The 15,343-nt window shown below is 74.2% G+C and carries 8 protein-coding genes; all 8 read left to right on the top strand.

Features of this window, described 5'->3' with window-relative positions; all coding sequences use genetic code 11:
• Positions 1-70: 70 nt before the first annotated feature.
• Genes ACFVTX_RS15655 through ACFVTX_RS15620 form a run of 8 tightly spaced genes read left to right on the top strand, consistent with a single transcriptional unit; the run spans position 71 to position 15,317 of the window.
• Positions 71-1,207, top strand: a complete 1,137-nt coding sequence (locus tag ACFVTX_RS15655) for a serine/threonine-protein kinase (RefSeq protein ID WP_386901687.1) — start codon at positions 71-73, stop codon at positions 1,205-1,207.
• On the top strand, positions 1,207-7,236 hold the full coding sequence (locus ACFVTX_RS15650; protein WP_386901685.1) for an Ig-like domain-containing protein: 6,030 nt from the start codon (positions 1,207-1,209) through the stop codon (positions 7,234-7,236). The genes ACFVTX_RS15655 and ACFVTX_RS15650 overlap by 1 nt, the downstream gene beginning before the upstream one ends.
• A gap of 55 nt (positions 7,237-7,291) precedes the next feature.
• Positions 7,292-8,257 (top strand): AAA family ATPase, encoded by a 966-nt coding sequence (locus ACFVTX_RS15645; RefSeq protein ID WP_386901683.1) that lies wholly within the window; start codon positions 7,292-7,294, stop codon positions 8,255-8,257.
• Entirely contained in the window at positions 8,254-9,645 is a 1,392-nt protein-coding gene (locus tag ACFVTX_RS15640; RefSeq protein ID WP_386901681.1) for a DUF58 domain-containing protein, read from the top strand. Before ACFVTX_RS15645 ends, ACFVTX_RS15640 begins: the two co-directional genes overlap by 4 nt.
• Positions 9,642-12,200 carry a transglutaminase domain-containing protein gene (locus ACFVTX_RS15635; protein ID WP_386901679.1) on the top strand — a complete coding sequence of 853 codons (2,559 nt, stop codon included), beginning with the start codon at positions 9,642-9,644 and terminating at the stop codon, positions 12,198-12,200. Before ACFVTX_RS15640 ends, ACFVTX_RS15635 begins: the two co-directional genes overlap by 4 nt.
• Positions 12,197-13,846 (top strand): DUF5684 domain-containing protein, encoded by a 1,650-nt coding sequence (locus ACFVTX_RS15630; RefSeq protein ID WP_386901677.1) that lies wholly within the window; start codon positions 12,197-12,199, stop codon positions 13,844-13,846. The genes ACFVTX_RS15635 and ACFVTX_RS15630 overlap by 4 nt, the downstream gene beginning before the upstream one ends.
• On the top strand, positions 13,846-14,685 hold the full coding sequence (locus ACFVTX_RS15625; protein WP_386901676.1) for a PP2C family protein-serine/threonine phosphatase: 840 nt from the start codon (positions 13,846-13,848) through the stop codon (positions 14,683-14,685). Before ACFVTX_RS15630 ends, ACFVTX_RS15625 begins: the two co-directional genes overlap by 1 nt.
• Positions 14,682-15,317 carry a hypothetical protein gene (locus ACFVTX_RS15620; RefSeq protein WP_386901674.1) on the top strand — a complete coding sequence of 212 codons (636 nt, stop codon included), beginning with the start codon at positions 14,682-14,684 and terminating at the stop codon, positions 15,315-15,317. The genes ACFVTX_RS15625 and ACFVTX_RS15620 overlap by 4 nt, the downstream gene beginning before the upstream one ends.
• The last annotated feature ends 26 nt before the right edge of the window (positions 15,318-15,343 follow it).

The following is a 15,343-nucleotide window of genomic DNA, read 5'->3' as shown; positions in this document are numbered from 1 at the left end:
GGCGTTCTCTCGATCCGACACCAGTCCGGCGCGCCCGCGACCCCGAACCTCGGCAGGAGGCCACCCGCTCGTGGCGAAGCGCCTGCCCTCCCCGCCGCCGGTCCTCTCGGGGTACAGCTACGTCCGTCCGCTGGGCACCGGCGGCTTCGCCGATGTGTTCCTCTACGAACAGGACCTTCCACGGCGCGTCACGGCCGTGAAGGTGCTGCTCGTCGACGTGGTCGACGCCGAGGCGCGTCGCGCGTTCACCGCCGAGGCCGACGCGATGGCAAGGCTCAGCGGGCACCCGTCGATCGTGACGATCCACCAGGCCTCGATCTCGGCCGACGGCCGCCCCTACCTCGTCATGGAGTACTGCCCCGAGTCGCTCGGCGCGCGCGCGAAGCGCGGCCCGGTGCCGGTCGGCGAGGTGCTCGACATCGGCGTGCGCATGGCGGCCGCCCTCGAGACGGCGCACCGCTCGGGGCTGCTGCACCGCGACATCAAGCCCTCGAACCTGCTCGTCAACTCGCTCGGTGCGCCGGTGCTCGCCGACTTCGGCATCGCCGGGACGATCGGCGACGGCGAAGGCGACACCTTCGCGATGTCGATCCCGTGGAGTGCGCCCGAGGTGCTCGGCGAACGCACCACCGGCACCGTCGCGACCGAGGTGTGGGGGCTGGGCGCGACCCTCTACACGTTGCTCGCCGGGCACAGCCCGTTCGAGCTCGCCGACCGCAGCCGCAACAGCGTCGACCAGCTGTCGCGCCGCGTGCTCGGCGCGAAGTACACGCCGCTCGCGCCGCGCGGCGTGCCCGCGCGCCTCGACACCGTGCTCTCGACGGCGATGCAGCGCGACCCCGCGCGGCGCTACGCCTCGATGCACGAGTTCGGCGAGGCGCTGCGCTGGGCGCAGTACGAACTCGGCATCGCCCCGACCGCGCTCGAGGTCGCGTCGCCCGAGTGGGCGGCGGCTGCGCCGCTCGGCTTCGCGGATGCCACGGCCCGCGGCCCGGTCGTGACCACCGTGAACCCCGACTCGCGACGGGCCGACCGTGCGGCGGCCGTCGCCGCGGCGCGGCCCTCGGGTCCCGTGGTCGACGACGGCGGGCTCGCGCCCGCCCGGGCGCGCGGCGGGTGGCTGAAGCCCGTGCTCATCGGCGTCGGCGCGGCCGTCGCCGTGCTCGCGGCCGGAGCGATCGGGCTCGTCGTGGCTGGAGTGATCTGATGGCCGGACGGGGGGCGCGCGCATCGAAGGGTGCACGCACGGCAGGCGCGCGAGGGCGCGGCGGAGCCGGGCGACGGGGAACGATCATCGCCGCCGTCGCGGGCGTCGCCGCGGTCGCGACCGTCGTCACCCTCGCGGTGACCGCGAACGGGTACGAGGCGCAGGAGGTGCCCCGGCTCGAGACCTCGGTGTGGGTGACGCGCGACGCCGGGCAGTACGCCCGCGTCAACACCGACCTCGCCGAGATCGACCTCGTGCGCGACGTCGAGGACCCGAGCGGGGTGGCGCAGGCCGGCTCCGAGGTGTCCCTCTACAGCCAGGGCTTCCGGCAGCGCTGGGCCATCGACGCCGCCGACCCGGTCGACCTCGTCGCCGAGGACGGCGGAGGCTCGGTGCCGACCCCGGTCGGCACGCGCGACGTCGTCTCGGCCGGCGACTGGCTCGTCTACCGCACCGACACCGGCACGGTGCACGCGGGCCGGGTCGAGGGCGACGAGGCGTTCCCCGTCGACCCGTACGCCGAGGAGCGCACGGAGGACGACGAGGAGAAGACCTACGCGGCCGCCGCCGTCGGCGTCTCGCCCGACGGGCTCATCGCGATGTACTCCGCCCGCGAGGAGGCGGTACGGCTCTACGACGCCGCCGACGGCGAGTTCGTCGGCCGTGCCGCGACCATCGCGGAGCCGCCCGCACCCGACGCCCGTCTCGAGCTCACGGTGATCGGCGAACGTTGGATCATGCTCGACGCGGCCGAGGGCCGGGCCTGGATCTCAGGTCGCGACGGTGCGGTGCCCGTCGAGGTGGAGCCCGACGCCCGCCTGCAGCAGGGTTCGAGGGCCGCGGCATCCGTGCTCATCGCCGACTCGGCCGGACTCGTGGAGCTGCCCCTCGACGGCGACGGCGAACGCATCGTCGACGCGAGCGGCACGCCCGCCGCGCCGATCGTCGTGGGCGGCGAGCTCGCGGCCGCGTGGCTCACCGTCGACGGCGGCGCCGCATGGACGAGCGACAGCGGCGAGACGGTCGCCCTCGAGACGCCCGACGGCGCGCAGGAGACCGAGGGGCCGCAGGCGATCACCCCGGTGCTCCGCGGCAACGGCGATCGCGCCGTGCTCAACGAGACTTCGTCGGGGCTCGTCTGGACGGTGCCCGACGGCCGGCTCGTGCCGATCGAGCAGTGGTCGCTCGACGACGAGGTGGAGGACCGCGTCGGCACCCGCGAGGTCGAGGACCTGGCGCGCCAGGAGCCGCCCGTCGCGGTCGCCGACAGCTTCGGCGTGCGCGCAGGCCAGCAGGTCGAGCTCCCCGTGCTCCTCAACGACCACGACCCGAACGCGAAGGACGTGCTCACCGTCGACCCCGCGTCGATCTCGGGCGGCCTCGCCGACGCCGGCTTCGGCGAACTCGTGCTCACCTCGAACGACCAGACGCCCGCGGTGCGCGTGCGCGCGAGCTCCGGGTCGACGACGTTCAGCTACGCCGTGACCGACGGCGCCGCGAGTTCGGCGCCCGTGACGGTCACCCTCAACGTCGTGCCCGACGAGGTCAACAGCGCGCCCGTCTGGTGCGGTGTCGCCGACTGCGCGCAGCGCTGGCCCGAGCCGCAGCTCATGCCGGGCGGCACGGCCCTCGTCTCGGTGCTGACCGGCTGGGTCGACCCCGAGGGCGACGCCTTCGTGCTTGCCGACGCGCAGCCCGTCGACCCCGCGTCGCCCGTCTCGGTCGTGCCGATGGCCGACGGCCGGGTCGCGATCCGGCACACCGACCCGAACGCGGCCGGCGAGAAGGTGCAGGTGCGGGTCACCGTCGCCGATGTGCACGGCGCCGAGGCCGAGGCGACGCTCGACCTCAGGGTGACGTCGAGCGCCTCGCTCGCGGTCACCCCGGTCGCGGTCACCGCCGGTGCAGGCGAGACGGCGATCGTCGAGATCGTCGAGCACGTGAGCGGCGGCTCGGGCTCGGTGCGGCTGCTGGACGCGGTGCCGACGGCGGCGGCCGCGAGCGGCGGCCTCACCGTGGTGCCGAACGCGGCCGCGGGCGAGGTCGAGCTGTCGGCGGCGACGCCGGGCGCCTACCTCGCGACCTTCACCGTGCAGGACGTCGTCACGAGGGCCGAGCAGACCGCGACGATCCGCGTGACGGTCGCCGCCCCCGGCGCGCCGCTCGCACTGGCCCCGATGACGGCGTTCGTGCGGGTCGGCGAGGACGCCATGATCGACGTGCTCGGCGCCGCGCAGAACACGAGCGGCCGCGTGCTCGTCGTCACCGACGCCGTCGCCATGACGCCCGAGCTCGGCGTCGCCGTGGTCGCACAGTCGCAGGTGCGCGCGACGGGCGTCACCCGTGACGGTCGGCCCGGCCTGGTCGGCCGCGCGAAGGTGACCGTCGCCGACGGCGCGGGAGCGACCGCGGTCGGCGACCTCAACGTCTTCCTCGTGGCGCCCTCGGCGGGTCTCAGCCCCATCGCGATGCCCGACACCGTCACCATGCGGGCCGGCGAGCTCATGTCGATCCCGGTGACGGCCAACGACGTCAGCCCTCGCGCCGAGCGGCTCGTGGTCCACCCCGAGGTCACGTCCTCGGGTGCGGCGGGCGAGCTCGCCTTCGCCGCCGGCGACGAGGTGCGCTACCTCGCGCCCACCACGCCCGGAACCTACGAGCTCGGCTACGCCGTCGGCCTCGAGCAGGCGCCCGAACGCCTCGACCACTCGACCGTCACCGTGACCGTGCTCCCCGAGGGCGCGAACCGCGCACCCGAGCCGCACCCGCTCGTCGCCCGCGTGCTCAGCGGCCAGAGCGTGCGCATCCCTGTCGACGCCACCGGCATGGACCCCGACGGCGACCGCACCGTGCTCGCCTCGGTCACCCAGCCGAATGCCGGTCTCGGCATCGCGACGATTTCGGCCGAGGGCGATGCGATCGTCTACACCGCGCCCGAGAGCGCCTCGGGCGAGACGCAGCCCGCGTTCGAGTACACCGTCCGCGACGCCTCGGGCTCCGAGGGCACCGCGCAGGTGCGCATCGGCGTGCTCGCTGCGGCGATCTCCGATGCGGCGCCCATCACCTTCAGCGACTACGTGCGGGTGCAGCGTTCGGGCGACTCGCCCGTCACGGTCGAGCCCGCGGGCAACGACCTCGACCCCGCGCAGGGCGAGCTCGAACTCGTGAGACTCGTGCCGAACGCCCCCGAGGGCAGCACCGAGTACGCGCGTCTCGAGGCGCTCGTCGACGCGTCGACCTCGCTCGAGGAGGGGCGCGTCGTGCTTCGCCCGGGCGACGTCGTCGGTGCGAACTCGTACCGCTACACGGTGAAGTCGCTGCGCAGTTCGAGCACCGCCGAAGGACTCGTGGTGGTGAACGTCATCGAGGGCGAGTCGCCCGACGCGCCGCTCGTCACCGACACCGTCGTCACGGCCCGTTCGCGTGCCGAACTCCCGACGAAGGGCCTCGACGTCGTCGCCGGCCACGTCGTCTGGGCCTCGGGCGAGCCGTCCGAGCTCGAGCTCGAGCTCTGGGGGGCCGCGGCCGACGCGGGCGCCTACCGCGTCGAGGGCCATCGCATCACGGGGCCGCTGCCCGACGGCGGCGCGCTCGTGCCGTTCCGTCTGCACGGTGAGGACCGCGCCGGCCGCGAGGCGGAGGCGTTCGGGTTCCTGATCGTGCCCGCCGCCGACGACCTCCGCGTGCAGCTGCGCGCCGATGCCGAACAGCTCGAGGTGAAAGAGGAGACACAGCTCGAGTTCGAGGTGCGCGAACTCCTCGACCTGCCGAAGGGCGACGCGATCGAGGTCGGCGCCGACGGCGCGTACGCCGTGCAGCGTGCGACGGCGAGCTGCACGCCCGCGTCGGGCGGGCGCGCGCTGTATTCGGCCGGCGCGGATGCCCCGTGGAGCGACCGCTGCCTCATCCCGGTGCGGCTCGAGGGGCAGAAGACCTGGTCGTGGGTCGGCGTGCCGATCGCGATCGTCCCGAAGGACCCGCAGGCGATCCTCTCGGCCGTGAGCCGGACGGTCGCGCCCGGCGCGACCGAGTCCGTGAAGCTCTACGAGGAGATGACGACCTGGGAGGGCGGACGCGAGGGCGACCGTTCGAAGCTCGACTACTCGGTCGCGTACTCGGGCACCGCGTTCACCGTCGTCCAGTCGGGCGGCTCGGTGAGCTTCGAGGCGCGGGCCGACGCCCGGCCAGGCACCCGCGAGACCGCGACCGTCAGCGTGAGCGCGTTCGGCGGCGTCTCCTCGGCGATCACGCTCGTCGTCGGCCAGGCTCCGGCCGATTCGCCGCGCGGTGCCGTGTTCACCCAGCAGTGCTCCGTCGGCAGCGGCTCGTCGTGCACGATCGCCGTGATCGGGGTCGCGGGGGAGTACGACCCGTTCGCCGGGAAGACCGGTGCGGGCCTCAAGCTCGAGGGCCTCGGTGCTGGGGCGAACAGCTGCCAGGTCGCCACCATGCGCGCCGCCGACGACCGTTCGATCGTCGTCACCTGGCCGAGCGGGCAGAACGCGTTCGGCGGCGAGTGCGTCGTGCCGTACACCGTCGTCGACGCCCAGGGGCGCCCGGGCGAGGGGCGCCTGACGGTCGACCTGCTCGGACTCCCGCAGCCGCCCTCCTCGATCTCGACCGCCGACTACACCGGCAGCAGCGTGACCCTCGAGGTCTCGCTCGGCGAGGCGCTGCGCGCCCACCCCGCGGTGACCGGCGTCGAGATCCTCGAGGGCGGACGCAATGTGGGCGCGAGCTGCACGCCCGGAGCCCCAGGCGTGTGGTGGTGCGTCGTCAGCGGGCTCATCCCCGGTGAGCGCCACGACTACGCGGCCCGCGTCGTGAACAGCGTCGGAGCGTCCTCGCCGACGAACTCGGTCACGACCTGGGCGTACCAGGCGCCGAGCGTCGCGGCGCTCGACGTCGCCCCCGTCTACCGCCAGGGCACGACCTCGCCGTCGGTCGGCGTCGTCGAGGTGGTCATCACCGCGAACCCCGATGCGCGGGCGTTCCGGATCGCCGAGACGGGCCAGATGATCGACCGTCAGGGTCAGCAGACCCGGGTCGACCTCGCGCTCACGCCCGGCGCGCAGTACGTCACGGTTGTGCCGATCAGTATCTTCGAACCGCCGACCGGTCGCGGCGGCAACGAGGGCGGGGCCGCGTCGAAGCAGGTCACCGTGGCCGGTGCCCCGTACTTCGACCCGAACAACATCTCCGCGACGGCGCTCACGAACTCCTCGATCCTCATCAGCGGCGTCCGACCCGAGGCGAATCACAGTCAGCTCGGCGGCCAGCTCGTGTACTTCGCCTGGCGCGACGGCGGCGAACCCCAGTGCTGGGCCGACGGCTCGGGTGCGCTCGCGTACGACGCACGCGGGGCGGTCGTGAGCTCCGAGTCGACGATCGGCGGACTCAGCGAGCGAAAGCGCTACTACGTCAAGGCCTGCGCCTCGAACGGCTACGGCGTCGCCGTCTCGTGGGTGAACGAGGTGCGCGTGTACACCGATGTGAACGCCCCGACCGGGAGCGCCACGTACACCGTCGCGACCGCGCCGGCGGGCGGCGGCGACTCGTTCAGCTACGACCTCGCGCAGGCGCCGACGATGCAGGCAGCGGAGGACTTCCACATCGAGTACTGGCTGTACGGGCAGTGGCGCCAGGACTTCCAGCTCTCCTCCGATTCGCCGCCGTCGGGCGTCACGGCGCGTCAGTGCCACGACTTCTGGGGCAGCTCGTACTGCTCGAACGAGATCCCGGTGACCGCGACCACCGTGCCGACCACGGTGACGGTCGACTTCGCGGAGAGCTGCATCGTCACGCCGAAGCCCGGCGACGGCCCCTTCGAGCGCGGCGTGACGGTCTCTCCGGCCGCCGCCGGGTCGTTCGTCCTCTCCGCCGTGACCGCCCCCGATGCCACCACCGGCAAGGTCTCGTTCACACTCACCTTCAACGGCTCGTACGCCAAGCTCGCCCCGATCACCAGGACCGGGGACCCCTGCGCTCCCGGCAACGGAAACGGCAACGGCAACCCCACCGGCCCCTGACGCCGCCCGCACTTCCGCCCCGTGACATCCAGCCCCATTCGAGAGGAACCGCCCCGTGACGATCGCCCCTGAGCAATCAGCCTGGTTCGCCGAGACGTTCTCGCTCATCGCCGACAACGTCGAGCAGGCCATGCTCGGCAAGCGCCACGTCGTCGAGCTCGTCCTCGCGACGGCGATCTCGGGCGGCCACGTCCTGCTCGAGGACGCGCCCGGCACGGGCAAGACTGCGCTCGCGCGTGCGATCGCGCAGACGATCCACGGCACGAGCTCGCGCATCCAGTTCACGCCCGACCTGCTGCCGGGCGACGTCACCGGCATCACGGTGTACGACCAGAAGGCGGGGCAGTTCGAGTTCCACGCGGGCCCCGTGTTCGCGAACATCGTGCTCGCCGACGAGATCAACCGCGCGAGCCCGAAGACGCAGTCGGCGCTCCTCGAGGTGATGGAGGAGGGCAACGTCACGACCGACGGGGTCACCCGCCCCGTCGGCAACCCGTTCATGGTCATCGCGACCCAGAACCCCATCGAGCAGGGCGGCACGTACCGTCTGCCCGAGGCGCAGCTCGACCGCTTCTCGGTGAAGACCTCGATCGGCTACCCCGACGAGGCCTCGACCATGCGGATCCTGCAGGCAGTGGGCGCTCCGAAGCCGAACCTCGACGGCATCGTCGGCACCGACACGATCGTCGCGATGACCGAGCTGTCGCGCGGCGTCTACGTCAACCCGCTCGTCTCCGACTACATCATGCGCCTCGTCGACGCGACGCGCCGTGCGACCGAGGTGCGCCTCGGCGTCAGCGTGCGCGGCGCGATCGCGCTCTCGCGCCTCGCGATGACGTGGGCGGCCGCCGCCGGCCGCACCTATGCGACGCCCGACGACGTGCGCGAGCTGGCCGTGGCGGCCCTCGCGCATCGCCTCGTGCTCGAACCCGAGGCCGAGTTCGACGGGGTCACCGCGATCGCGGTCATCAACCAGATCCTGCTCGACGTGGCCGCGCCCCGGGAGAACGGGGTGGCGTGACCGGACCGACCGACCTCCTTCGCAAGCCCGCGACCACCGACACGGTCACCTCCTCGACCCGTGGCGCCACGGTCACGCGGCTTGCGCGCACGCGCCGCGGCCGGGTGGCCGAGGGTGCGGCGCGGCTGCGCCGCACCACCCGCTCGGTGGGCGGTGCGTTCGCGCGCGCGGGCGCATGGGTGCGGGAGACGGTCTCGCCGGCCGGGATGCTGCTCGTCGGCCTCGTCGTGGCCGGCATCGCCGCCGGCTGGGCGTTCGGCTGGTTCGAGGGATGGGTGGTCGCCGCGATGGCCGCGACGCTGCTCCTCGTGTGCGTGCCGTTCCTGCTCGGCGCCCACGACTACCGGGTGCAGCTCGTGCTCGATCGCGATCGCGTGATCGCCGGGTCGGAGATCCGCGGCACGCTCGACCTCGTGAACAGCGGCAGCCGCCCCGCACTGCCCGGCGTCGTCGACATCCCCGTCGGCGACGGGCTCGTCGAGGCGCACGTGCCGATGCTCCGCGGCGGCGGACACCACCGCGAGCAGCTCGTGATCGCGGCGCAGCGTCGCGGCATCATCGACGTCGGCCCGATGACCATCTCGCGCGGCGACCCGCTGCGGGTGCTGCGCCGCGAGATGAGCTGGCCCGAGGTGCAGCGGGTGCACGTGCACCCCGTCACGGTCGCGCTGCCGCCGTCGAGCGCCGGCCTCATCCGCGACCTCGAGGGCGCGCCGTCGAACCAGCTCGTCGACGCCGATCTGTCCTTCCACGCGGTGCGCCAGTACGTCGTCGGCGACTCGCAGCGCCACGTGCACTGGAAGTCGACCGCACGCACCGGCAAGCTCATGGTGCGCCAGTACGAGGAGTCCCGCCACGCGCGCATCGCGGTGCTGCTCGACCTCGACCTCGACGGCTATGCGAGCGACGACGAGTTCGAGCAGGCGGTGAGCGCGGCCGCCTCCCTCGGCGTGCAGGGCGTCCGCGAGGGTCGTGACGTGCTGGTGGGCGTGAGCGCCGAGCTCGACTCGGCCGACCGCGGCGCCGTGCAGTCGATGCGGGCGCTGCCCACGGTGACGCCCCGGGTGCTCCTCGACGGCGTCGCCGGTCTCGACGGCGCCTCCGCGTCGGGGGCGGGCGCCGGCGTGATCCGCCTCGAGCAGCTCGCCGGCCTCGTCGCCCAGTCGTTCGGCGACCTCTCCATCGCGTTCCTCGTGACGGGATCGCTCGTGCCGCTGCAGCGTCTGCGCCGTGCGGCGATCACGCTGCCGCCGGGCATCGCCGTCGTCGCGGTGCGCAGCGAGCCCGGCGCCGAGCCGGGCGCGCGCCGGTCGAAGGAGATCACCGTGCTCACGCTCGGCGAGCTCGGCGACCTCGGGCAGCTGCTCGCGAGAGGAGCCCTGCGATGAGCGCACCCGCACCCGCACCCGTCGGCGCGCCCACGGCCGGCGGCGGCCGCCGCGGCGACGCACCGGGCCCGCTCGGGCTCGATCCCGTTCGCACGGTGCTCGGCGTCGGCTACGTCCTCGTCGCCGCGGCGCTCGCGACGATCGCCGCATGGCCCGTCTACGAGGCGCCGCGCATGATCGTGGTCGCCGTCGTCGGCGTCATCGCGGGCCTCGGAATCGCGGCGCTCACCCGCCTGCTGCGCCTGCGGGGAGCGCTCGCCGCCCTGTTCGTCATCGGTGCGACCGTCGTCGCCTACGCCGTGCTCGTCGTGCCCGTCGCGATCCCGGGCGCGGTCGGCGATGCGCCCATGTGGCTGCGCGGCATCCGCGACGGCTTCGTCGGCGTGGTCGTCGGCTGGAAGCAGCTGCTCACCCTCTCGCTCCCGCTCGGCGAGTACCAGGCGGTGCTCGTGCCGTTCTTCCTCGTGATGCTCGTCGGCACGCTCGTCGCGACGCTGCTCGTCGTGCCCGATCGCCGATCCTCGCCGATCGCGGTCGTCGTCGGATTCGCGATGTCGGGCTTCGGCCTCGCGTTCGGCTCGAGCTCGCTGAGCGACCCGCTCGTGATCGGCGCCCTCGTGGTGCCCGCTCCGCGGGAGCTCGCGGTCGGCATCGGCGGGCTCGCGGCCGCGCTCGTGTGGCTGCTGCTGCGCTCGCGTTCGATCCGCTCGGTCGCGCTCCGTCGGGCGACCGCCGGGACGGTGCTGCGCTCGGGTCTCTCGGGGTGGCCGGCGCTGCGCCGCCGTGCACTCGCCGCGGTGCTCATCGCGCTCGCCCTCGTCGTCGGCGCGGTCGTCACCCCGGCCGCCGCCCAGTTCGCCGACCGTTCGGCCCTGCGCGATCAGGTCGAGCCGGCCGTCGTGCTGCGGCAGACGGCGACGCCGCTCGCGAGCTACCGTGCGGCGTTCGGCGCCGACCGCATCGACGAGCCGTGGCTCGCCATCGAGGGCGGCACTGGCGGTGTCGAGCGGCTCCGGCTCGCGACGCTCGACGCGTACGACGGCGAGACGTTCCACGTCGCGGCCTCCCGCGGCGACGAGGACGCGGCTCGGTTCAGCCGGCTGCCGCGCGCCGCCGCGAAGCTGCCCGGCGAAGTCGAGTTCTCGCTCGCCGTCGACGACGGCTACGCGGGCATCTGGGTGCCCGCGCCGCTCGGGCTCCGCGCAGCGCCCGCCTTCGACGGCCCCCGGCGGGCGACGCTCTCCGACGGCTTCCACCGATCGGCCGACGGTGCGACGGCGATCGACATCGCGACGGTGCCGGATGCCACGGCGCTGGCCGCCGGCCCCGACCACGGCCTGCTTCCGGGCGACGCCTATTCGATCATCTCGGCGCCCGATGCGCAGACGAAGCTCGGCGCCCCGGCCTCGTCGCCCCGCATCGACCTCGACGAGTACCCGGCGCTCGCCGAATGGCTCGAGCTGCAGGCGCAGCCCGCCACGGCGGGGGGTCTCGCCGAACTCGTCGAACGGCTTCGCGCCCGCGGCTACCTCAGCCACTCCGCCGTCGACGGCCCCGACGCGGCCGAGTGGATCGGCCGCCTCGACGCCGGCTACACCTTCCTGCCGAGCTACTCGGGGCATTCGGCCGCGCGCATCGAAGCCCTCTTCACGCAGCTCGTCGACCAGCAGCGCCTGGCCGGCCCCGAGGCATCCGACGCCGCCCTCGTCGCCGGCGTCGGCGACGACGAGCAGTTCGCGACCGCGGTCGCCCTGCTCGCGCGTGCCCTCGGCTACGACTCGCGGGTCGTGCTCGGCTTCCGTCTGGCGGGTGCCGAGGACGTTCCCGGCGCGACCGCCTGCACCGAGGTCTGCACGGGCGGTTCCCTCAGCGTGTGGACCGAGGTCGCCGGGGACGACGGCGCGTGGGCGCCCATCGACGTCACCCCGCAGCACGAGGTCGCCCCGAGCCTCATCAAGGAGGGCGAGCAGCTCCCCGAGCACCCGACCACGCCCGACCGTACCGACACGGCGACGGTCGACCCGCCGGCCGCGCAGAGCGAGTCGAGCGATTCGGCCGCGGCCCCGCCCGACGACGTCGACCTCGGCGCAGCATCGCTGCTCACCATCCTCAAGTGGACGGCGCTCGGTCTCGCGACGGTGCTCCTGCCGCTGCTCCCGCTCATCGTGCTCCTCGCGGCGAAGGGCGCCCGTTCGCGCCGTCGCCGGCACGACCCGGTGCCCGAGGTGCGTATCGTCGGTGCATGGGACGAACTCGTCGACCTGTACGTCGATCACGGCGTGCTCGCCGGGGTGAGCGCCGATCGCGCCGCCACCGCGCTGGCCTCGGGTCGTCGTGCCGCCGTGGAGCTCGCCTCGAGGGTCGACGGCGCCGTGTTCGCCGGTGACCCGCCGACCGCCGCCGACGCAGCAGCGGCCTGGGCGATCGTCGACGCCGAACGCGCCGAGCTCCGTGCCGGCGCCCGGGCCCGACGTCGCCTCGCCGCTCGTCTCTCCTTCGCATCCCTGATCCGCCCCATCCGCCCCGCTCGCGCACTCGAGGAGCCCGCACGATGACCCCAGTCGACTCCCAGCAGCTCGTCGCCGCCTCGCTCATGTCGGTCGGCTTCTCCCTCCTCATCGGGATCGGGCTCTACGTCTGGTACGCGGCCATGCTCTCGAAGGTCTTCGTGCGCTTCGGACAGCCGGGCTGGTCGGCGTGGGTTCCGGTCTACAACGAGATGCAGCTCTTCAAGATCGGCGGACAGCAGCCCTGGCTCGCCCTGCTGCTCTACGTGCCGCTCGCGCAGATCGTCGGCATCGTGTTCAAGGTGTTCGCGCTGCACCGCATCAGCCAGCAGAGCTGGCGGGGTGTCGGCACCACCGTGCTCGGCGTGCTGGTGCCGCCCGTCTGGGCGACGGTGCTCGCGACCGGGCCCTCGCCCGACCCCGAGATCGGCCGCATGCCGATGCGGGGGGCCACCGGCACCGGAGAGATCCCGCCGATGGCGCCCGGCGTTCCCGGTGGGCCGCTCGGCGGTGCAGCCGTGCCCGGCGCGCCGATGCCCGTTGCCGCACCTGCTCCGGCCGCTGCTCCCGCTTTCGCACCTGCGCCCTCGGCCGCTCCGGGTCCGGTTGCCGCACCCGCCGCTCAGTCGCAGTTCTCCGCGCATCCGCAGTTCGCCGCCCCGGCAGCGCCTCCCGTTGCCCAGGCAGCGCCTCCCGCCGCCCAGGCAGCGCCTCCCGTCGCACCGATCGCGGCCCCGCCCGTCGGGATCCCGGCCGCACCCGCACCCGCTGCGCCAGCGCACATGTCGGCGGCCGCCCAGGCGTGGGCGTCGCCGCTGAACGACGCATCGATCCCCGAGCCGCCCGTCGCGCCCGGCTTCGCAGCGCCGGCTGCCCCGCCCGCTCCTGCCGCCCCGCCGGCTCCCGCGGCGCCGCCCGCTCCCGCCGCCCCGCCCGCCTCGGTCGATTCGCTCTTCGCCCCGCCGAGTGCCCCGCCAACCGCCCCGGCACCGGCGGGCACCGACCACGGCGTCGACGCACCGCGCATCCCCGGCCGGATCGATCCGCTGCCCCCGCTCCCGCCCGTCACCGCGCCGGCCGAGGTGCCGATCCAGGCCGCCGCCCCGGCAGCGCCCGCTCCCGCGGCGCCGCCCACGGCCCCCGCAGCCCTGCCGCAGCAGCCGCTGACCGGTGCGGCCGCCGCGTACGCGACGCTCGCCGCGCCGCTCGGGGCGTCGGCAGCGGCCCCGACCGCTCCGCCGCCCGTCGCCGAGCCGTTCGACGGCTTCGAGCCGGCCGATGCTCCCACGATCGTGACCGGCGACCTCGACGACGACCTCTTCGACCGCACGGTCGTCGTGGCCCGCCGTCCGATCGTCCGCTGGCGACTCGTCCTCGGCGACGGCACCGCCCTCGAGCTCGATGCCCCGGTCGTCGTGTTGGGTCGCAACCCGCGCGCAGCGCTCACGGGCGAGCAGCGACTCGTCGTCCCCGACACGAGCCGCACGCTCTCCAAGACGCACGCGGTGCTGCGCCAGGACGGCGAGCAGTGGACGGTCACCGATCTCGACTCGACGAACGGCGTCATGGTTCCCGACGCGTCGGGCACCGACCAGCTGATCGACCCGGGCGTTCCGACGCCGGTCGGGGGGCGTCTGGTGCTCGGTACGCTCGCCGTCGCGCTCGAGCGCGAGGGAAGCGAGGCGCCGCGCTGATGCCGAGCCACCGCGTGAAGCTCGCCGCCGCCGCTGCAAGCGACGTCGGGCTCGTTCGCCGCGCCAACGAGGACTCCGCGCTCGCCGAGTGGCCGATCTACCTCGTGGCCGACGGCATGGGCGGGTACGAGGCGGGCGATCGCGCGAGCGCGGCCGTCGTCGAGGCGTTCCGCGCGCACGTCGTCGGGCGACCGCTCGCGACGGTCGTCGAGGTGCGCGAGGCGCTCGCGGCCGCCTCGGCGGGGGTCGCGAAGGTCGCCGCAGGTACCGCCCGAGGCGCGGGCAGCACCGTCGCGGGGGTCGCCCTCGTCGACGACGAGGGGGCGCCGGCCTGGCTCGTCTTCAACGTGGGCGACTCGCGCGTCTACCGGCACCACGGCACCGAGCTCGAACAGCTCACGGTCGACCACTCGCTCGGCCAGGAACTCGTCGACAGCGGATCGATGCGCCCCGACGAGCTCGCGACCTTCGATCGGCGCAACGTGATCACCCGTGCGATCGGTGCCCCGGACAGCACCGCCGACAGCTGGTTGCTGCCGGTGGTGAACGGCGAGCGACTGTTGATCTGCAGCGACGGTCTCACCGGCGAGGTGAGCGATGAGGGCATCCGCGCGATCCTCACGATGAGCGGCCGCCCCGAGTCCGCGGCCGCGGCGCTCGTGCAGCGGGCCCGCCAGGCCGGTGGTCGCGACAACATCACGGTGGTCGTCATCGACGTCATCGCGGGCGGCTCCGATGAGCACGCGGATGCCACGACGGGCGTGCCGCGCCGTTCGCCCGCCGGTGCGCAGCCCGACGTCGACGACGAGACGACGATCCCCGTGCGGAGGAAGTCATGACCGAGGAGAACCCGGTGGTGCTCGACGAGATCGAGTACGACGACCTGCACGACCATGCGACCGTCGTCGTGGCTCGCGCCGACGACGCGACGGTGGTGGTCGATCGCGGCGACGACGCGACGGTCGTGGTGAACCGCTCAGCCGCATCCGTCGACGACGAGGGCTCGGACGACGCGACCGTGGTCGTCTCCCGCGGCGCCGACGCGGCCGCCGAGGCGGACGTCGCCGATGCCGACGTGCCCACGGTCGTCGTCGACCGCAGCGCGTCGAAGCCCCGGCTCGCGCACGAGGCCGCAGCGGTCATGCGTGCGCCGACGCGGCGCGACCGGCGCCGCCCGGCGCCCGCGCCCGTCTCCGAGGCGGTGCTGCGCACGGTCGAGCCCGGCGCGGGCCCCGGAGTGCTCGACCGCTACGAGGCGCGTGAGCCCGAGGCATCCCGGCTGCCCGAGCCGCCGCGGTTCGAGCCCGGCGCGCCGCCGACCCGTGACACGACCGTGGCGCTGCCGTCGGTCGAACGGCGCACCCGGCGCACTGCGATCGTGTCCATGGCCGTGTTCGCGGGGACGTGCCTCCTCAGCCTCGGCGGGCTCGTCGCGATCGTCGCGACCGTGTTCGGCGAACTGCTCGGCTGAGCCGCCGCCGCCGGGCGTTCCTCCGC

This window comes from Agromyces sp. NPDC058136 (assembly GCF_042884375.1).
Classification (GTDB): domain Bacteria; phylum Actinomycetota; class Actinomycetes; order Actinomycetales; family Microbacteriaceae; genus Agromyces.
The sequence above is the reverse complement of the archived record's forward strand: the minus strand, read 5'-3'. Positions and strand labels throughout refer to the sequence as shown.

What these genes read in the sequence shown, in the direction of transcription:
- ACFVTX_RS15650 (WP_386901685.1), top strand. Translation starts at nt 1,207, where the DNA reads ATGGCCGGACGGGGGGCGCGCGCATCGAAGGGTGCACGCACGGCAGGC.
- ACFVTX_RS15635 (WP_386901679.1), top strand. Translation starts at nt 9,642, where the DNA reads ATGAGCGCACCCGCACCCGCACCCGTCGGCGCGCCCACGGCCGGCGGC.
- ACFVTX_RS15630 (WP_386901677.1), top strand. Translation starts at nt 12,197, where the DNA reads ATGACCCCAGTCGACTCCCAGCAGCTCGTCGCCGCCTCGCTCATGTCG.
- ACFVTX_RS15625 (WP_386901676.1), top strand. Translation starts at nt 13,846, where the DNA reads ATGCCGAGCCACCGCGTGAAGCTCGCCGCCGCCGCTGCAAGCGACGTC.
- ACFVTX_RS15620 (WP_386901674.1), top strand. Translation starts at nt 14,682, where the DNA reads ATGACCGAGGAGAACCCGGTGGTGCTCGACGAGATCGAGTACGACGAC.